A 17,356-nucleotide genomic window follows, 5' to 3' on the forward strand; every position below is an offset into this window, starting at 1 on the left:
CTTGTTTCTGCTTAGCCTGGAAAGGCGAATAATCAGGCTTCCCCCGTTAAGCAAACATTCCTGTTAGTGAAGCCATCCGTTTTAACATATATTGCTATTCGGATTTTGGGCATCGGCACTTTTTGCAACCTTACCCCCAATATATGCCAGAATCGGTTCGATTTCTCTATGTTCCACTAACTTGCTAGGTCTTCCTTCACACACCACCGTTGCCAGTGACGCACTTGACTTTACATTGCTCTTCCCTCCGATCAGGTGAGCGGGCTTTCTTTCAAGTCCCGGAATTGTTTGCATGCAGGGCAAACAAAAAACCACCGCGAAAAACGGTGGTTTAAAATATAAAGTAAGAGGATAAATTACTCTAAACGAGCTTTAAGCTCTGCAGCTTTTTCGTCTTCACCTAATTGGGTATAGATGTTAATAGTAGTTCTAATTGCGTTAACATTCTCAGGATCATTTTCAATCACCTTTTCAAGGTATGGAACAGCCTCCTCGTAAATCTCTTTACGCTCTTCTTCCAGCTCCTCATAACGTTTGTTATCTTCCTTACTCATTCCAAGCTGATTCATCTCATCAATTAACTCACGTTCTTTTGCTAAAATTGCCACTACAATATTCATTCTTGCATTGGTCATTTCGGGATCAATTTCAAGAGCTTTTTCGTAATATTCAATAGCCTGTTCGTTATTGCCTAAATCTGCAGCTGTTACACCTAAGTTGTAATATACGTTAGGATCGTTAGGATTTTTCTTTACAATTTCCTGCATTAGTTCATTGTACTTTTCCTTATCACCCATTCTGTAATAAACATCGGCTTCTGCCTGGATTAGTGCAATATTGTCAGGATTTTCTGCTTTAGCATCCTGGATAGCTTCAATTGCTTTTTCATCCTGACCTTCCTGGATATAGATTAAAGCAATATTTTTAGCAATCTCTCCTTTTTTAGTAGGAATTTTACGGTCTTGAGGATTTTCGTACTCGCCCGTTTTAATCATTAAATCTCGTTGCTCTTTTTGCATTACTTCCTGTTCACCAGTTTCTACATTGGTGGCAAGATATTCTACACCAGAACCATCAAAACCTAATTCTTTTAGATCTTCATAGTAACCTAAAGCTGTAGTGTAATCCTGAGCGTTCAACGAGTTAGCCGCAGCATAGTATAAATAAAGTGTATCCTGCTTATTTAACTGGTAGCTGTAATACAATTTATCTGAAGCACTTTCGTAATTCTCTGTATTTTGATCGTTAATCGCGCTTTGTACTAAAGCATTTCTTACCTGGTCAAAACCCTGTATAGCTTCATCATCATTTCCCATTTCCTGGGCTTTCTGAAAAGCTTCTGCAGCAACTTCCAGGTCTTCCAGAGAAGCATTTTCTCCGTTTCCTAAGTAAGCCTGGCCTTTATAAAGGTAGAATCGCTCGGTCCATTTATCATTTGCTTCAGAGAGCATAGACTCGGCAGTTTGTAATTGCGTTTTGGCTTCTGCATAGTTGCCATCTTCTACGGCATCGCCTGCATCTCTAATCTCACTTTTTTGTGCAACGGCAGCCACCGATAATAATGACAACGCAACAGTAAAAATATTAGTTTTCATCTTGTTTTGGTTTTTATTATAGTTATTCTTCACTATCGTCTACAATAGTTGTGCCATTTGGGTTTTCTTCAGCATCTTCGGCCTTCTCGGCGTCTTCCATCAACTCAACATCATCTTCATCGTGCAGTACTTTTGCAACGGCTGCAATGGCATCGTTTCCTTTTAGATTGATTAATCTAACACCCTGAGTTGCACGTCCCATAACTCTAAGATTTGCAACTTCCATTCGTATTACAATTCCAGATTTATTGATAATCATTATATCCTCATCATCTGAAACATTTTTAATTGCAACAAGACTTCCGGTTTTTTCGGTAATGGAAATTGTTTTGACACCTTTTCCTCCCCTGTTGGTAATCCTGTAATCTTCAAGGCTTGATCTTTTTCCGTATCCATTTTCAGAAACTACAAGAATATCAGAATTAAAATCTTCTACCGAGATCATTCCTACCACTTCGTCTTTATCGTCGGCAAGTGTAATTCCTCTTACCCCTGAAGCATTTCTTCCCATTGGCCTGGTTTTTCCTTCTTCAAACCTAATGGCTTTACCACTTCTTACGGCAAGCATTACCTGGCTATCCCCGTTGGTTAACTTTGCTTCAAGCAATTCGTCATCTTCTTTAATGGTAATTGCATTAATTCCATTAGTTCGAGGTCTTGAATATTGCTCTAAAGAAGTTTTCTTAACCTGGCCTTTTTTAGTGGCCATAATTACATAATGCTTATTGATGTACTCTTCATCTTTAAGATCTTGAGTACAGATAAAGGCTTTTACGCGATCGTCTGGATCTATATTTATAAGATTCTGAATCGCTCTACCTTTAGAGGCTTTACTTCCTTCCGGAATTTCGTAAACCCGCATCCAGAAACATTTTCCTTTTTGAGTAAAGAATAACATGTACTGGTGATTGGTTCCAGAGAATAAATATTCTAAGAAATCTTCATTTCGGGTATTAGAACCTTTTTGGCCAACTCCTCCCCTGTTTTGGGTTTTATATTCGTTTAAAGAAGTCCTTTTTATATAACCAGCGTGAGAAATTGTAATCACCACACGTTCATCTGGGATCATATCTTCTATACTTAGATCGCCACCAGAATATTCTATGGTAGAACGTCTTTCGTCGCCATATTTTTCTTTAATCTCAAGAAGTTCGTCCTTAATAACCTGCATTCTGCGTTCTTTTCGTGCCAAAATGTCTTTAAGGTCTTCTATGGTTTTCATTATCTCTTCATACTCTGCACGAAGCTTGTCCTGTTCCAGGCCGGTAAGCTGGCGTAAACGCATCTCTACAATGGCCTTTGCCTGCAATTCGCTTAATTCAAAGCGCTCAATTAATTTATTCCTGGCTTCTTCAGCATTGCTGGAAGAACGAATTAATGCAATTACCTCATCTATATTATCTGAAGCGATAATTAAACCTTCAAGGATATGAGCCCTATCTTCGGCCTTTTTAAGTTCAAATTCTGTTCTTCTTACAACAACCTCGTGCCTATGCTCTACAAAATGATAAATAATATCTTTTAGGTTAAGCATCTCTGGCCTTCCTTTTACAAGTGCAATATTATTTACACTAAAAGAAGTTTGTAAAGCGGTATGTTTATAAAGGGTATTTAAAACTATATTGGGGATTGCATCTCGTTTTAATTGATAAACGATTCTCATCCCGTTTCTATCAGATTCATCTCTAATAAGACTAATCCCTTCAATTTTCTTTTCGTTAACAAGATCGGCAGTTTTCTTGATCATATCTGCCTTGTTCACCTGGTAAGGAATTTCAGTAACTACTAAAAACTCTTTTCCGTTGATTTCTTCTAATGAAGATTTAGCGCGCATAACAATACGGCCTCTTCCGGTTTTAAAAGCTTCACGAACACCATCATAACCATAAATAATTCCGCCGGTAGGAAAATCGGGAGCTTTTATATGCTCCATTAACTCTTCTACTTCAATATCGTGGTTTTCAATATATGCAACGGTTCCGTCTATTACTTCAGAAATATTATGAGGTGCCATATTGGTAGCCATACCTACAGCAATACCGCTGGCACCATTTACAAGAAGGTTGGGAATACGCGTTGGCATCACCACCGGCTCGTTTAAAGAGTCGTCAAAGTTTAGCTGGGTATCTACCGTTTCCTTATCGATATCAGCGAGCATATCCTCACTAATTTTTCGCATTCTGGCCTCGGTATAACGCATTGCTGCAGGGCTATCGCCATCTACAGACCCAAAGTTACCCTGCCCGTCTACAAGCATATAGCGCATGCTCCAGTGCTGGGCCATCCTTACCATAGTATCGTAAACAGAAGAATCACCGTGAGGGTGATACTTACCAAGCACTTCCCCTACAATCCTGGCCGATTTTTTATAAGACCGGTTAGAGAGTACACCAAGTTCATACATACCGTACAATACCCGGCGATGCACCGGTTTTAACCCGTCACGAACATCTGGTAAAGCACGTGACACAATGACCGACATTGAATAATCAATGTAGGCCGATTTCATTTCATCTTCAATATTTATAGGAATAAGCTTTTCTCCTTCAGCCATATTGTAAAGTTTATTTTAGTTCTCTAATCTAACGAGCCAATTTACATATTTTATAGATGTTCAAGCCCTGTTTGGCGTATTGTTTACCCAAATTTTATTAACAAATATTTAGTGTGCTATCGTTAATAAGTTCCTTATTTTACCCTTTGAATATTGAAAGTAATTTTGTCAATTAGCTAATATCATAGGATTAGGTACAATTTTTGAAAGTTTTGTACTTAATAAATCATTAGAGAGAAAGGAAGATAAAGATGGATGATAATTTTTCACCAAGAGTAAAAGATGTAATTGCATATAGCAAGGAAGAAGCACTGCGTTTAGGCCACGATTTTATTGGAACTGAACACCTTATGCTTGGTTTGCTGCGAGATGGAGATGGTAAAGCCATAGTTATTTTAAATGCTTTAGATATAGATTTAAGTCATTTAAGACGCAAAGTAGAAATACTTAGCCCGGCCAATCCCGAGTCTACTGCGGTTTCTAACGAAAAAAGAAACCTGCACCTTACCCGCCAGGCAGAGCGAGCCCTGAAAACAACTTTTTTAGAAGCAAAGCTTTTTCAAAGTTCTAATATAAATACTGCGCATCTATTGCTATGTATTTTAAGAAATGAGAACGATCCCACCACCAAACTACTTAATAAGCTTAAGATAGATTATGATGGGGTTAAAGATCAATTTAAGTATATGATTGCCAGTGATGAAACTGATTTTCAGGACAGTCCTACGGCCGAATCATTTTCTGACGACGATAGTAATACCGATGACGCTACTAAAGACAATCCGTTTAGCGGAGGCGGTAGCGGCCCTGGCAAAACTTCCAAAAAATCTAAAACTCCAGTTTTAGATAACTTCGGAAGGGATTTAACTGCGATGGCCGAAAATGATAAACTTGATCCCGTTGTTGGGCGTGAGAAGGAAATTGAAAGGGTTTCTCAAATTTTAAGTAGAAGAAAGAAAAATAACCCATTGCTAATTGGTGAACCCGGAGTTGGTAAATCGGCTATTGCAGAAGGTTTAGCGCTTAGAATTATTCAACGTAAAGTTTCAAGAATACTGTTTGATAAACGCGTGGTGACTTTAGATCTTGCCAGTTTAGTAGCAGGAACCAAATACCGTGGCCAGTTTGAGGAGCGTATGAAAGCCGTGATGAACGAGCTTGAAAAGAATGACGATATTATTCTTTTTATAGACGAGATTCATACCATTGTAGGTGCGGGCGGCGCTACTGGAAGTCTGGATGCCAGCAATATGTTTAAACCCGCTCTTGCGAGAGGTGAAATTCAATGTATAGGTGCTACTACTTTAGATGAGTACAGGCAGTATATTGAGAAGGATGGAGCTTTAGAAAGAAGGTTCCAAAAGGTTATTGTTGAGCCTACTTCAGTTGAAGAAACTATTGAAATTCTAAATAATATTAAAGATAAATACGAAGAGCACCACAACGTTTCTTATACAGATGAAGCGATTGAAGCCTGTGTAAAATTAACCAACAGGTATTTAACCGATCGTTTTTTACCAGATAAAGCTATTGATGCTTTAGATGAAGCAGGTTCTCGAGTGCATATCACCAATATTGATGTTCCAAAACAGATTTTAGACCTTGAGCGTAAACTGGAAGAAGTGCGCGAAAAGAAAAATTCTGTAGTTAAAAAGCAGAAATACGAAGAAGCTGCTAAACTTAGGGACGATGAGAAAAATCTTGAAAAAGAACTACAAATAGCCCAGGAAAAATGGGAAGAAGAATCTAAGAAACACAAGGAAACGGTTGATGAAGATAGCGTGGCTGATGTTGTTTCTATGATGACCGGCGTACCTGTTAATCGTATTGCACAAACCGAAAGCAATAAACTGGTTGAACTTCCTAAGAAAATTAAAGGAAAAGTTATTGGCCAGGACGATGCGGTTGGAAAAGTGGTAAAAGCCATTCAAAGAAACCGTGCGGGTCTAAAAGATCCAAACAAACCCATTGGATCGTTTATATTTTTAGGCCAAACCGGGGTTGGAAAAACACAGTTGGCTAAAGTACTTGCTCGCGAGTTATTTGATAACGACGATTCACTTATTCGAATAGATATGAGTGAATATATGGAGAAATTCGCCATTTCTAGATTAGTAGGAGCGCCTCCTGGATACGTGGGTTACGAAGAAGGTGGACAGCTTACAGAAAAAGTACGCAGAAAACCTTACGCGGTTATTCTACTGGACGAGGTAGAAAAAGCCCATCCAGATGTTTTCAATATGCTGCTTCAGGTTTTAGATGACGGATATTTAACCGATAGCTTAGGAAGAAAGATAGATTTTAGAAATACTATAATCATCATGACTTCTAATATTGGAGCAAGAAAACTTAAAGATTTTGGCCAGGGAGTTGGATTTGGTACCGCTTCCCAGCGCTCTCAAGCCGATGAAAATGCAAGAAGTGTAATTGAAAACGCGCTTAAAAAAGCATTTGCTCCAGAATTCTTAAACAGGATTGATGATGTAGTGATCTTCAACAGTCTTGAACGGGAAGATATTCATAAGATTATTGATATTGAATTAGTGAAATTATTCAATAGAATTGGAAGCCTTGGTTATAAATTAACTTTAAGTGATAAGGCAAAAGATTTTATTGCTGAAAAAGGATTCGATAAACAATATGGCGCAAGACCGTTAAATAGAGCGATTCAAAAATATATAGAAGATGCTCTTGCTGAAGAAATCATAACTTCAAAATTAGCTGAAGGTGATAAGATTTTTATGGATCTCGATGAAGAGAAAAATGAATTAACTATAAAAATTGATAAGGCAGTTAAAGAAACTGAATCTTAGTGATTTAGGGAATAATTAGTTTTATAAGAGGCTATTTGAAAGATTCATTTCAAATAGCCTTTTTTTAATATATTCCCTGAAATATATTAAATTTGCAAAGAATTAATCCCTACATTAATGACTACTGATAAATTGGAAGTGAAATTTGGGCAGGTGCGCATTTTTCAAAATATCCTAATTGCCGAATTAAACGAAGGTCTTCTCTTTACCTCCGAAAATAACAAAGAATTATTAGCTATTGGAAAAGAGGTATTTAAAGGGAAAGACTATGGATATATTTCTTTCCGAAAAAATTCTTATGCAGTAGATCCTATGGTTTACCGGGAATCTGCCCAGGCCCAAAATTTAAAAGCTATTGCCGTAGTAAGTGAAAATGAACTTATTCGGTTAAATGCGCATAAAGTAGAACGCCAGTTTTACAAAACCCAGAATTCTTTTGAGGTTTTTGATAATTTAGACCAGGCAATAAATTGGATTCAATTCGAAATTTAATCGAAGAAATTTTCAGTAAAATTAAAATTTTCAAGAAAAGATTTAGCCGACTTTATATAAGGCGCCATCGTTACATCGGTATGTAATATCGGAACTTCGGCTCTAAATTCATTTAAAACATCACTTAGCATTGCCGAAGTTTCTGCCGGCTCTCTAAAGTGCATAGCTTGTGATGCGTTAAATAATTCAATAGCCAGAACACTATTTAAATTTTCTACAACTTTTAAAAGCTTTGTTGCGCCGTTTGCCCCCATACTTACGTGATCTTCCTGCCCGTTAGAAGAAACAATGGAATCTACCGAAGCCGGTACTGCAAGTTGTTTATTCTGGCTTACTATACTTGCGGCGGTGTACTGCGGAATCATAAACCCGCTATTTAAACCTGGATTTTCAACCAGAAATGCCGGTAAACCCCGAAGTCCCGAAACCAATTGATAAGTTCTTCTTTCTGAAATATTAGCAAGTTCTGCCAACGCAATTGCTAAATAATCTACTGCCAGGGCCAGAGGCTGACCGTGAAAATTACCTCCAGAAATAATCTTATCTTCTTCAATAAAAATATTGGGATTATCGGTAACCGAATTGATTTCGGTTTTAATGGTTTTTCTAACAAAACTCAAGGTATCCTTACTTGCTCCGTGCACTTGCGGGATACATCTAAAACTGTAAGGGTCCTGTACATTTTCCTTTTCGCTCATAGCAATCTGGCTGTCTTCCAAAAATCTACGAATACGTTCGGCAGTTTTTATTTGTCCGCGATGGGGCCTTGCCAAATGAACCAACTCATCAAAAGGAGATAAGTTACAATCAAAAGCATCTATGGAGACCGAACCAATAAGGTCGGCCAGGTAAGATAATTTATAAGATTTCAGTAAGGCGTAAACGGCGTGAGCGCTCATAAATTGCGTTCCGTTTAGCAAAGCTAACCCCTCTTTAGATTGCAATTTTAAAGCTTCCCAATTTTGGTTTTTCAGTAATTTTTCCCCGCTAATTATTTTATCTTCAAAATAAACCTCTCCCTCACCAATTAAAGGTAAGGCCAAATGCGCCAATGGGGCGAGATCGCCCGACGCTCCCAACGAACCCTGCTCATAAACCACCGGCAAAATATCCTGATTGTAAAAATCTATAAGTCTTAAAACAGTTTCCAGGGCTATACCAGAATTTCCATAGCTTAAAGACTGAATTTTTAGTAAAAGCATCAACCTTACAATCTCTTTATTTACTTTATCGCCGGTTCCGCAGGCGTGAGATTTCACCAGGTTTTGCTGAAGCTCGGTTAACTTCCCCGGACTTATTTTTACATTACATAAAGCTCCAAAACCGGTATTTATTCCATACACTGGTGTATCACTTTCTGTAATTTTTTTGTTTAAGTATTTTCTGGATTTCTGAATATTGGATTCAGCCTCTTCACTAAGCGCCAATTGCTTCTTATTTACCATTATATCTTCAATGGTTTCTAAATCTAAAATGGCTGAACTGATATAATGATGAGACTGCATAACTTACAATTTTAGATAATGGAGAAATATCCTGAACTTATTGAAATTACGGTAAATTCAGGCAAATTTTATTAAATAAGTAATGATTAAATTTTATTCCGAAAAATGATTAAAAATAATATTTCAGCTATAAAATAAAATCCTTTTAATTTACGGGCCAAAATTCATATTTCTACTGATGCAATCCAAATTTAAAACCAAAATTTTAAGAATTATTCAACCAAAAGTTTTAAACAATTCTAAAAGAAGAACCTATCACTTCTTCTCGTCCTTCATTAAAGCTAAAAATGCTTTTCCCAGGTTGTCGCTTATATCTCCCGAAATTAAAGCTTCATAACCACTTTCTTCAGCGCAAATATCACCCGCGAGCCCGTGTAGATATACGCCTAAAATTGCTGCCACAAGGGGTTCGTATTTTTGAGACATTAATCCGGCAATTATGCCTGAAAGGACATCGCCACTTCCCGCTGTGGCCATCCCGGAATTTCCGGAATTATTTATATAGATATGTTTTCCGCTAAATACAAAGCTATGCGCTCCTTTTAAAACCAGAATTATCTTATATTTTTTAGTGAATTTCTCAATCTTATGAATCTTCTCAAAGTCATCATTCCACTTCCCTATTAGCCTTTCTAATTCCTTTGGATGCGGCGTTAATACCGAATTTTTAGGAAGCAAACCCAGTAATTCATTATTTTCAGAAAGCATATTTAATCCATCGGCATCAATTAGCATAGGGTTTTTAATTCTTCCCAGTAAGTTTTTAAATGCTTTTACCGTATTAGAAGATTTCCCCGCTCCCATTCCAAAACAAATCACATCGGGTTCCAGATCGGTTTTAATATTGGTGAGCTCTTTATCGTTTTCATCTGTAATTACCATTGCTTCCGGAAAGCTAGATTGTAAAATTTCGTATCCACATTTTGGAACAAAAACACTACATAAACCGGCACCCGCTCTTAATGTAGATTTTGCCGAAAGTACTATACTTCCAATTTTTCCATAACTCCCACCAACTACAAGTGTATGGCCGTAGTCTCCTTTATGCGAGTTTTTATCACGCGGTTTATAAAGATGCCTGGCTTCACGCTTGCCAATAAGCTGCGCCATTGCTTGAACTTCTTTCAAATAACCGCGATCTAAACCAATATCTAAAACCTGTACTTCACCTGCATATTTCATAGATTGAGGCAGAAAAAATACCAGTTTCGGGGTTTGGAAAGTAAGGGTATAATTTGCTTTAATCACCGCAGTATCTTCTGCCGGCACTTTATCAGGGAACAATCCTGAAGGCATATCTACCGCCAGGCAAAATGCGCCAGATTCATTAATATGCAACAACAATTTTGCAAGCCAGCCTTCAGCGGGGCGGTTTAACCCAATTCCAAAAATGGCATCTACCACAAAATCACCGGGAGAAATTTCAGGAAAATCTTCTTCTCGTTTTATCAATTCAGGCCAGGTATGGCTTTCTTTTTTATAGCGATCGTAATTCACAAGAAAATCATCAGATCGTTTATCGCTGTAATTCACCACGTAAACTTCAACCTTATAACCGTATTTATGAAGTAAACGCGCCAACACCAGTCCGTCGCCACCGTTATTTCCTATTCCGCAGAAAATTTTAATATTGATATCTGCACCTTCAAGTCGGGTATGAATTTCGTTAAAAACAAGACTTGCGGCACGTTCCATTAAACGTGTGCTCGAAATTCCTTCAGTCTTAAGTGTAACTTCATCAGCTTCTTTTAATTGTTCTGCAGAGAGTATCTTCATAATTGGTTAGGTTGAATAATTACATTCATAAAATTACAAATTAAAGCCTGAAAGCTTTGTTCTAAAAATTAAATCTAAACTTAAATTTCGGGGAGTTTTGCCAATAAAAGTTTAATACAGAAACTTATTAAATATAAAACTGCGTGCTAAGCCTATTATGTTAACTATTCTTCATAAAAAGTATTTTTTTAATATTGTATTCAAAGTGAAATCAATAAATTTGCCCAAATTTTAGAAAAATGAAAGAAGTTGCCCTAGCTGCCAGACATAAAGAATTAAATGCCAAAATGGTACCTTTTGCAGGTTATAATATGCCTATTTCTTATGAAGGTGTGAATATTGAACACCAAAACGTTCGTGAAAAATTAGGTGTTTTTGATGTTTCCCATATGGGGGAATTCCTAATTACCGGGGATAAGGCTCTGGAACTTATTCAGAAAATTACCACTAACGATGCTTCTAAACTGGTAGACGGGAAAGCGCAATATACAGTAATGCCAAACGAAACCGGCGGAATTGTTGACGATTTAATTGTATACAGGATTAATTCTGAAAAATATTTGCTGGTAGTAAATGCTTCTAACATAGATAAAGACTGGAACTGGATCGCGCAACATAATACTATGGATGCAACGATGCGCGATATGTCTGACGAATTTTCACTTTTGGCTATTCAGGGACCAAAAGCGGCAGAAGCTATGCAATCTTTAACCGATGTAGATCTTTCTAACATGAAATTCTACACTTTTGAAGTTGCTGAATTTGCTGGAATAGATAAAGTGATTATTTCGGCTACAGGTTATACCGGCAGCGGCGGATTTGAGATCTATTTTAAAAACGAAGATGCCGAGCAAATTTGGGATCGCGTGATGGAAGCCGGGAAAGACTACGGTATCAAACCTATTGGTTTAGCTGCACGTGATACTTTAAGACTGGAAATGGGCTTCTGTCTCTATGGCAATGATATAGACGAAACCACTTCGCCAATTGAAGCTAAATTGGGGTGGATTACCAAATTCACCAAAGATTTTATTAATTCTGAAGCTTTAAAGAAAGAAAAAGAAGAAGGACCAAAACGAAAGTTAATCGCCTTTGAATTGGAAGAACGTGGAATCCCGCGCCAGGGTTACGAAATTGAAGATGAAGATGGCAAGGTTATTGGCGAAGTAACTTCTGGGACAATGTCACCATCGCTGGAAAAAGGAATAGGTTTAGGCTACGTGCCTTCGGAAGTTGCTAAATTTGGCAACAAGATTTTTATAAAAGTTAGAAAAAAATCCATTCCGGCCGTACAGGTGAAATTGCCCTTTTATAAAGGATAGTTTTTGGAACGAATTTTAATTTTAGGAGCAAGCGGCTTTATAGGCAACGCCTTATATAAAGAGCTATGCTCCTTTTTTGATACCCACGGTACCTACCACACTCCAAACCGCGTTTTTGAAGAAAATCACCAGTTTCATCATTTTGATATGGAAACTGAAAATATTGAGATCCTGCTTCAAAATGTAAAACCTACGATTATTATCTCTGCCGTTCGGGGAAATTTTGATGCGCAAATAATCGCTCATTTTGAAATAATTAATTACATCCTCACTCATAAATGTAAATTGCTATTTATTTCATCTGCCAATGTGTTTGATGCTTTTACCAATTTCCCTTCTTATGAATATGACAAAACACTTTCCCAAAGTATTTACGGCAGGTTTAAAATTAAGATTGAAAATGCCCTGCTAAGGCTCCCAAACGATAAGTATAACATTTTACGTTTACCAATGGTTTTTGGCCATAATTCTCCCCGACTAAAGCAAATTAAAACCCTTATAGATTTGGGTGAAGCCATAGAAGTTTTCCCAAACGTAGTGATTAATGTTACTGAAATTGAAAAAGTAACCCAGCAAATTCATTATATCATTAATAGAAAAAAACAGGGAGTTTTTCATTTGGGAAGCAGCGATCTGGTACATCAAAAAGATTTTATTGAAGAGGTTTGTGAAGTTTTAGGTTATAAAAACCTCGTTTTTAAAAATATCTACGATTCTAATTTCGATAGGTTTTTAGCGGTTTTACCTAAAGAAAACATTCTACCTAAAAACTTACAGGTTTCAGTACAGCAAGTCGCAAAGGCATCAATAAAGAGTTAGGTGTTAATCTTGTACTAAAACCTAATTAGATTGAAAATTCAGGCTTTAGTTGCTTAAATTTAAAGGACTAATCCTTAAAAATTATTACAATGAAAAAGCTTAGCGAAGACGAAATCAATAAAAAACTGGAAAATCTTGAGGGCTGGGTTTATAAAGATAATGCAATTCATACTTCATTTCAGTTTGCCAATTTTAAAGACGCTTTTACGGTAATGACGCGAATTGCTTTTGAAGCCGAAGCCCAGCAGCATCATCCAAATTGGGGAAATGTTTATAATGAACTTGAAATTTCCCTTTCTACCCACGATGCCGATGGAGTAACCGAAAAAGATTTTAAACTGGCAAAAGCTATTGAAGAAATAGTAGAAGCTTCGGCTTAAATTAAGAAAAAAGAGCATTGAAATTTAAAGCTTCCAATTTTTAAATTGAATTGGAAGCTTTTTTATATTTTTGCTTCAATTTTTTATTCAGAATAAATGGGAAGAGCATTTGAATTTAGAAAGGCGCGTAAGATGAAACGCTGGTCTGCAATGGCCAAAGCCTTTACCCGCATTGGAAAAGATATTGTGATGGCTGTTAAAGAAGGCGGCCCAGATCCTGATACCAATGCCAAATTAAGAGCAGTTATTCAAAACGCGAAAAGCGTGAATATGCCCAAAGATAATATTGAGCGTGCCATTAAAAGGGCGAGTGATAAAAATCAGGGCGATTATAAAATTGTACTTTTTGAAGGTTATGCACCCCACGGAATTGCCGTATTGGTAGAAACCGCTACCGATAATAATAACCGTACCGTTGCGAATGTTCGCTCTCATTTTAATAAATGTGATGGAAACCTTGGAACTTCAGGTTCAGTTGAATTTATGTTTGACCACACTTGTAATTTCAGACTGAATGCTGAAGGACTTGACGTGGAAGAATTGGAACTTGAATTTATAGATTTTGGCGCCGAAGAAGTTTTTGAAGATGAAGATGGCATTCACATTTACGCACCTTTCGAATATTTTGGAGCTATTCAAAAAGAATTAGAAAATAGAGAGATTGAAATACTTTCTTCAGGATTTGAAAGAATCCCACAGGTTACCAAACCACTTTCTACTGAAGAAGCTGCAGATGTTGAGAAGCTACTGGAAAGGCTGGAAGAAGACGATGATGTACAAAATGTATATCACACTATGGAAGAAACTGAGGCTTAAACGGCTGTTGGTTTCTTTAGAAATAAGTGTAAAAGCTGTTTAGGAGGTTTAGCTATTTTTAACGTCAACCTGAACCTGGTTCAGAGCCTGCTCCGAAATTTGTTCGGAGTTCTAATATGTTAGATTATGAAATAAGTTCAGAATGACATTCTTCTAAAAAAACTAAATTCTAAACAGCTTTTTAATTTTTAGTGCTCTCCCCTATCGTGTTTTGTTGGTTGGCCCTTTCTACGTTTCTTTTCTTCTTCTAAAAGCGAAAGTTCACGCCCTGTTTGCCCCTTAACCGATGTATTTTCCTGCGCCCTCCTTAATAAATAAGGTACCACTTCGCGTACAGGACCAAAAGGCACTAATTTCGCTGAATTGTATCCTTTCTTTGCCAGGTTATAACTAATATGATCACTCATTCCATAAAGTTGGCTAAACCAAATACGATCGTCGTTTAAAGGAAGGCCTTTATCTTCCATACTTTGCAGCGCAAGATAATTACTCACCTCGTTATGTGTACCTATAAATAAATGTATATCATTAAGGTTTGCTAAACAGTAAGACATCACGCTATTAAAATTAACATCTGTAGCTTCCTTGTTTTCGCAAATTGGGGTAGTATAATTATATTTTTTTGCACGTGCATTTTCTTTTTCCATATAAGCTCCACGCACAATTTTAGCACCTATTTTAAAGCCTTCTTCTTTAGCTCTTTCGTGAAGATTTTTTACATACTCCAACCTGTCCCAACGGTAACACTGAAAAGTATTATAAATAAGAATTTTCTCCTTGTTATACTTTTTCATCATTTCTTCCATCAATTCATCGGCTGCGAGTTGCATCCAACTTTCCTCGGCATCGGCGTATAATCTTACATTATTATCATAAGCACATTTACAAAGAGTATCAACTCTTTCTTTAACACGTTCCCATTCTTCTTTTTCTTCGTCGCTTAAATTAATACGTTCTGTGATTTTTTCCCAAATAGCAAACCTTCCAATTCCTGTAGGTTTAAAGAGCGAAAATGGCAATTCTTCACTTTCAGCAGCGAATTTTATCAACTTCATTTTTTTATCTAAAGCAGCATCAAACTGCTCTTCGGTTTCTTTACCCTCAACCGAATAATCAAGAATGCCGTGCAATTTTTCAGCATACATTTCTTTGGTGAGCGGCTTGCAATCATCTTCGGTAACACCACCACAAAACTGTTCAAAAATGGTTTTTTTAATCAGTCCTTCTACAGGCAGGTGTAGCTTTAAAGAAATTTTAGTCAACCAGGAACCGGCATCTACCAGTTGCTTGTTCTTCATCATGCTAAATAAAAAGATAGCACGATCCAGTTCTAAATCAGATTTTAATTTAAAAGCTGTTTTAGTATCATTAAAAATTTTTCTATTAATCATGGGGTGTGTCTTAATTAGCGCAAATATAATTATTGAAGTTTGATTTTATTATGAATATTTCTGCTTATTTTCGAAGCCCAATCAGATAAATGTTTAAAACGTCAAGAACTATGTCCAACATGGCAGCCAAAGGGCCGGTTTACTATCAGGAAGATGGTTTTCATAAAATAAATACTTATTTAAAAGAGGCAAAACCTTCCAAAGTTTTCATTCTAGTAGATAATAATACGCATCGTGATTGCCTGGCTTCTTTTTTACAGAAAATTGATGCTTCAGAAAATTTTGAGATTTTGGAGATTGAAGCCGGTGAGATCAATAAAAATTTGGAAACCTGTAGTGGTGTTTGGAATGCACTTTCAGAATTAGATGCCGATAGAAAAAGCTTAATGATAAATGTAGGTGGCGGCGTTGTAACCGATCTTGGCGGATTTATAGCTTCTACTTTTAAACGCGGCATAAGCTACATAAATGTACCTACCAGTCTTTTGGCAATGGTAGATGCATCTGTTGGAGGAAAAACCGGTGTAGACCTGGGAAATTTAAAGAACCAGATTGGCGTAATTAATCACGCTGAAATGGTGATAATTGATCCATCTTTTCTGGCTACCCTACCCCAAAACGAAATGCGAAGCGGTTTGGCAGAGATCCTAAAACACGCATTAATTAGCAGCGAGACCTATTGGGAAAAAGTGACTAATTTAAGCGAACTAACTTTAGACGATCTTGACGATATTATTAGAGAATCGGTAGAAATAAAAGCTAAAGTTGTCACCGAAGATCCGGAAGAAAACGGATTGCGAAAAACCTTAAATTACGGTCATACCTTGGGGCACGCTATAGAATCTTATTTTTTAACCCACCCTGAAAAAACAACTTTACTTCACGGCGAAGCTATTGCGGTGGGAATGGTTTTGGCAACTTATCTTTCTAAAGAACTTAAAAGTTTCCCGGAAGATAAATTGAAAGAAATCACCATTAAAATTTTGGATATTTACGAAAAAGTAGAATTTTTGGAAGAAGACATTCAGCAAATCATAGATTTGATGAAATACGACAAGAAAAATTCACACGGAAATATAAATTTTGTTCTGCTAAAAGATATTGGCAACACCGAGATAGATTGCAAAGTACCTAACACGCTAATTTGGAATGCTTTTGAATATTACAGGAAAACTTGATTTATAATATAAAAACAGTATTTTTAAAACCTACTAACTACATCCTCATAAACTTTTATTTATGAAAAGAATTATTGTTGACTACAAAAAATTAACTCCCGAAATCCTGGGCCTTTTGGTTGAGAAATATCCAGACGGGTATGATGACGACCAGATAATTGCCTTTAAAAACGCAAAAAACGAAACAGTTGAAGCGGTTGAAGTAAAAACCGAAGACACTATTTACCTGGTTAAAGTAAGCACACGACTTGAAAATACTATGGCCAATTTTGATGAAGACGATTACGACGATTCAGATTACAACGAGCCTATCGTAGAAATTCCTGAAAAAGACGACGAGGAAGATAAAGATTAGGGAATTACAAAATATTAAATCGAGTAGGAAGATAGGGATTAATTCCCTATCTGTCCTCTCACACCACTCAGCGTACGGATCCGTACTGAGCGGTTCCCTAATTTATGTTCTAACTTTAGAATAATAATCCAGCAGAAAAGGGTAGCCAGCCTGTCTCAGTCTGTGCGTGGTGATGGTCCTTGTGAGGATAAAGCTGTTGGCGATATGCCAGTGACTTTTCCTCGTGTTGGCATATTCCCACGCTTTCCACTTGTTCAGGCCAAGCTTGATAAGCATCTTTCCTTTCGTGCGGATGCGTTTCCATTGTTTCCAGATACACATCCTTAGACGTCGACGGTACCAGCGATCTATCTTTCTCAG

14 protein-coding genes are annotated in these 17,356 nt (G+C 37.0%); 8 read left to right on the top strand and 6 right to left on the bottom strand.

Annotated elements, in window-relative coordinates:
* Nucleotides 1-356: 356 nt before the first annotated feature.
* Both BM084_RS18500 and gyrA read right to left on the bottom strand, forming a co-directional pair.
* Nucleotides 357-1,595, bottom strand: a complete 1,239-nt coding sequence (locus BM084_RS18500; RefSeq protein ID WP_075327956.1) for a tetratricopeptide repeat protein — start codon at nucleotides 1,593-1,595, stop codon at nucleotides 357-359.
* A 22-nt stretch (nucleotides 1,596-1,617) separates the two neighbouring features.
* A complete protein-coding gene (gene gyrA, locus BM084_RS18505) occupies nucleotides 1,618-4,149 on the bottom strand; it encodes a DNA gyrase subunit A (RefSeq protein WP_093306582.1) in 2,532 nt (843 codons plus the stop codon).
* 251 nt (nucleotides 4,150-4,400) lie between these two features.
* On the opposite strand from gyrA, the gene BM084_RS18510 reads away from it, so the two are divergent.
* A complete protein-coding gene (locus tag BM084_RS18510; protein WP_093306585.1) occupies nucleotides 4,401-6,962 on the top strand; it encodes an ATP-dependent Clp protease ATP-binding subunit in 2,562 nt (853 codons plus the stop codon).
* 117 nt (nucleotides 6,963-7,079) lie between these two features.
* Nucleotides 7,080-7,454: a hypothetical protein gene (locus BM084_RS18515; protein ID WP_075326645.1), complete on the top strand. Its 375-nt coding sequence runs from the start codon at nucleotides 7,080-7,082 to the stop codon at nucleotides 7,452-7,454.
* Here the strand turns inward: BM084_RS18515 and hutH are convergent.
* Nucleotides 7,451-8,959, bottom strand: coding sequence for a histidine ammonia-lyase (gene hutH / locus BM084_RS18520; protein ID WP_093306587.1), 1,509 nt, complete (start codon nucleotides 8,957-8,959; stop codon nucleotides 7,451-7,453). The two genes, BM084_RS18515 and hutH, sit on opposite strands and share 4 nt — an antisense overlap.
* 255 nt (nucleotides 8,960-9,214) lie before the next feature.
* Nucleotides 9,215-10,735 carry an NAD(P)H-hydrate dehydratase gene (locus tag BM084_RS18525; protein ID WP_093306590.1) on the bottom strand — a complete coding sequence of 507 codons (1,521 nt, stop codon included), beginning with the start codon at nucleotides 10,733-10,735 and terminating at the stop codon, nucleotides 9,215-9,217.
* A gap of 239 nt (nucleotides 10,736-10,974) precedes the next feature.
* On the opposite strand from BM084_RS18525, the gene gcvT reads away from it, so the two are divergent.
* From gcvT to BM084_RS18545, 4 genes are all read left to right on the top strand, one after another.
* A complete protein-coding gene (gene gcvT, locus BM084_RS18530) occupies nucleotides 10,975-12,057 on the top strand; it encodes a glycine cleavage system aminomethyltransferase GcvT (protein ID WP_075326642.1) in 1,083 nt (360 codons plus the stop codon).
* A 3-nt stretch (nucleotides 12,058-12,060) separates the two neighbouring features.
* On the top strand, nucleotides 12,061-12,876 hold the full coding sequence (locus tag BM084_RS18535) for a sugar nucleotide-binding protein (protein WP_093306592.1): 816 nt from the start codon (nucleotides 12,061-12,063) through the stop codon (nucleotides 12,874-12,876).
* A gap of 89 nt (nucleotides 12,877-12,965) precedes the next feature.
* Nucleotides 12,966-13,256: a 4a-hydroxytetrahydrobiopterin dehydratase gene (locus tag BM084_RS18540; RefSeq protein WP_075326640.1), complete on the top strand. Its 291-nt coding sequence runs from the start codon at nucleotides 12,966-12,968 to the stop codon at nucleotides 13,254-13,256.
* 96 nt (nucleotides 13,257-13,352) lie between these two features.
* Nucleotides 13,353-14,072, top strand: coding sequence for a YebC/PmpR family DNA-binding transcriptional regulator (locus tag BM084_RS18545; RefSeq protein WP_075326639.1), 720 nt, complete (start codon nucleotides 13,353-13,355; stop codon nucleotides 14,070-14,072).
* A 188-nt stretch (nucleotides 14,073-14,260) separates the two neighbouring features.
* Here the strand turns inward: BM084_RS18545 and BM084_RS18550 are convergent, their stop codons facing one another.
* Nucleotides 14,261-15,463: a proline dehydrogenase family protein gene (locus BM084_RS18550; RefSeq protein ID WP_093306594.1), complete on the bottom strand. Its 1,203-nt coding sequence runs from the start codon at nucleotides 15,461-15,463 to the stop codon at nucleotides 14,261-14,263.
* Between the two features lie 110 nt (nucleotides 15,464-15,573).
* On the opposite strand from BM084_RS18550, the gene aroB reads away from it, so the two are divergent.
* Nucleotides 15,574-16,641 (top strand): 3-dehydroquinate synthase, encoded by a 1,068-nt coding sequence (aroB, locus tag BM084_RS18555; protein ID WP_093306596.1) that lies wholly within the window; start codon nucleotides 15,574-15,576, stop codon nucleotides 16,639-16,641.
* A 61-nt stretch (nucleotides 16,642-16,702) separates the two neighbouring features.
* A complete protein-coding gene (locus BM084_RS18560) occupies nucleotides 16,703-16,996 on the top strand; it encodes a hypothetical protein (protein WP_075326636.1) in 294 nt (97 codons plus the stop codon).
* A 115-nt stretch (nucleotides 16,997-17,111) separates the two neighbouring features.
* On the opposite strand, the gene BM084_RS19325 is transcribed toward BM084_RS18560, so the two are convergent.
* Nucleotides 17,112-17,356, bottom strand: a 245-nt coding sequence (locus tag BM084_RS19325) for a hypothetical protein (RefSeq protein ID WP_218152262.1), incomplete at its 5' end; no start/stop codon positions are given.

This window comes from Salegentibacter agarivorans (genome assembly GCF_900113135.1).
Taxonomy (GTDB): domain Bacteria; phylum Bacteroidota; class Bacteroidia; order Flavobacteriales; family Flavobacteriaceae; genus Salegentibacter; species Salegentibacter agarivorans.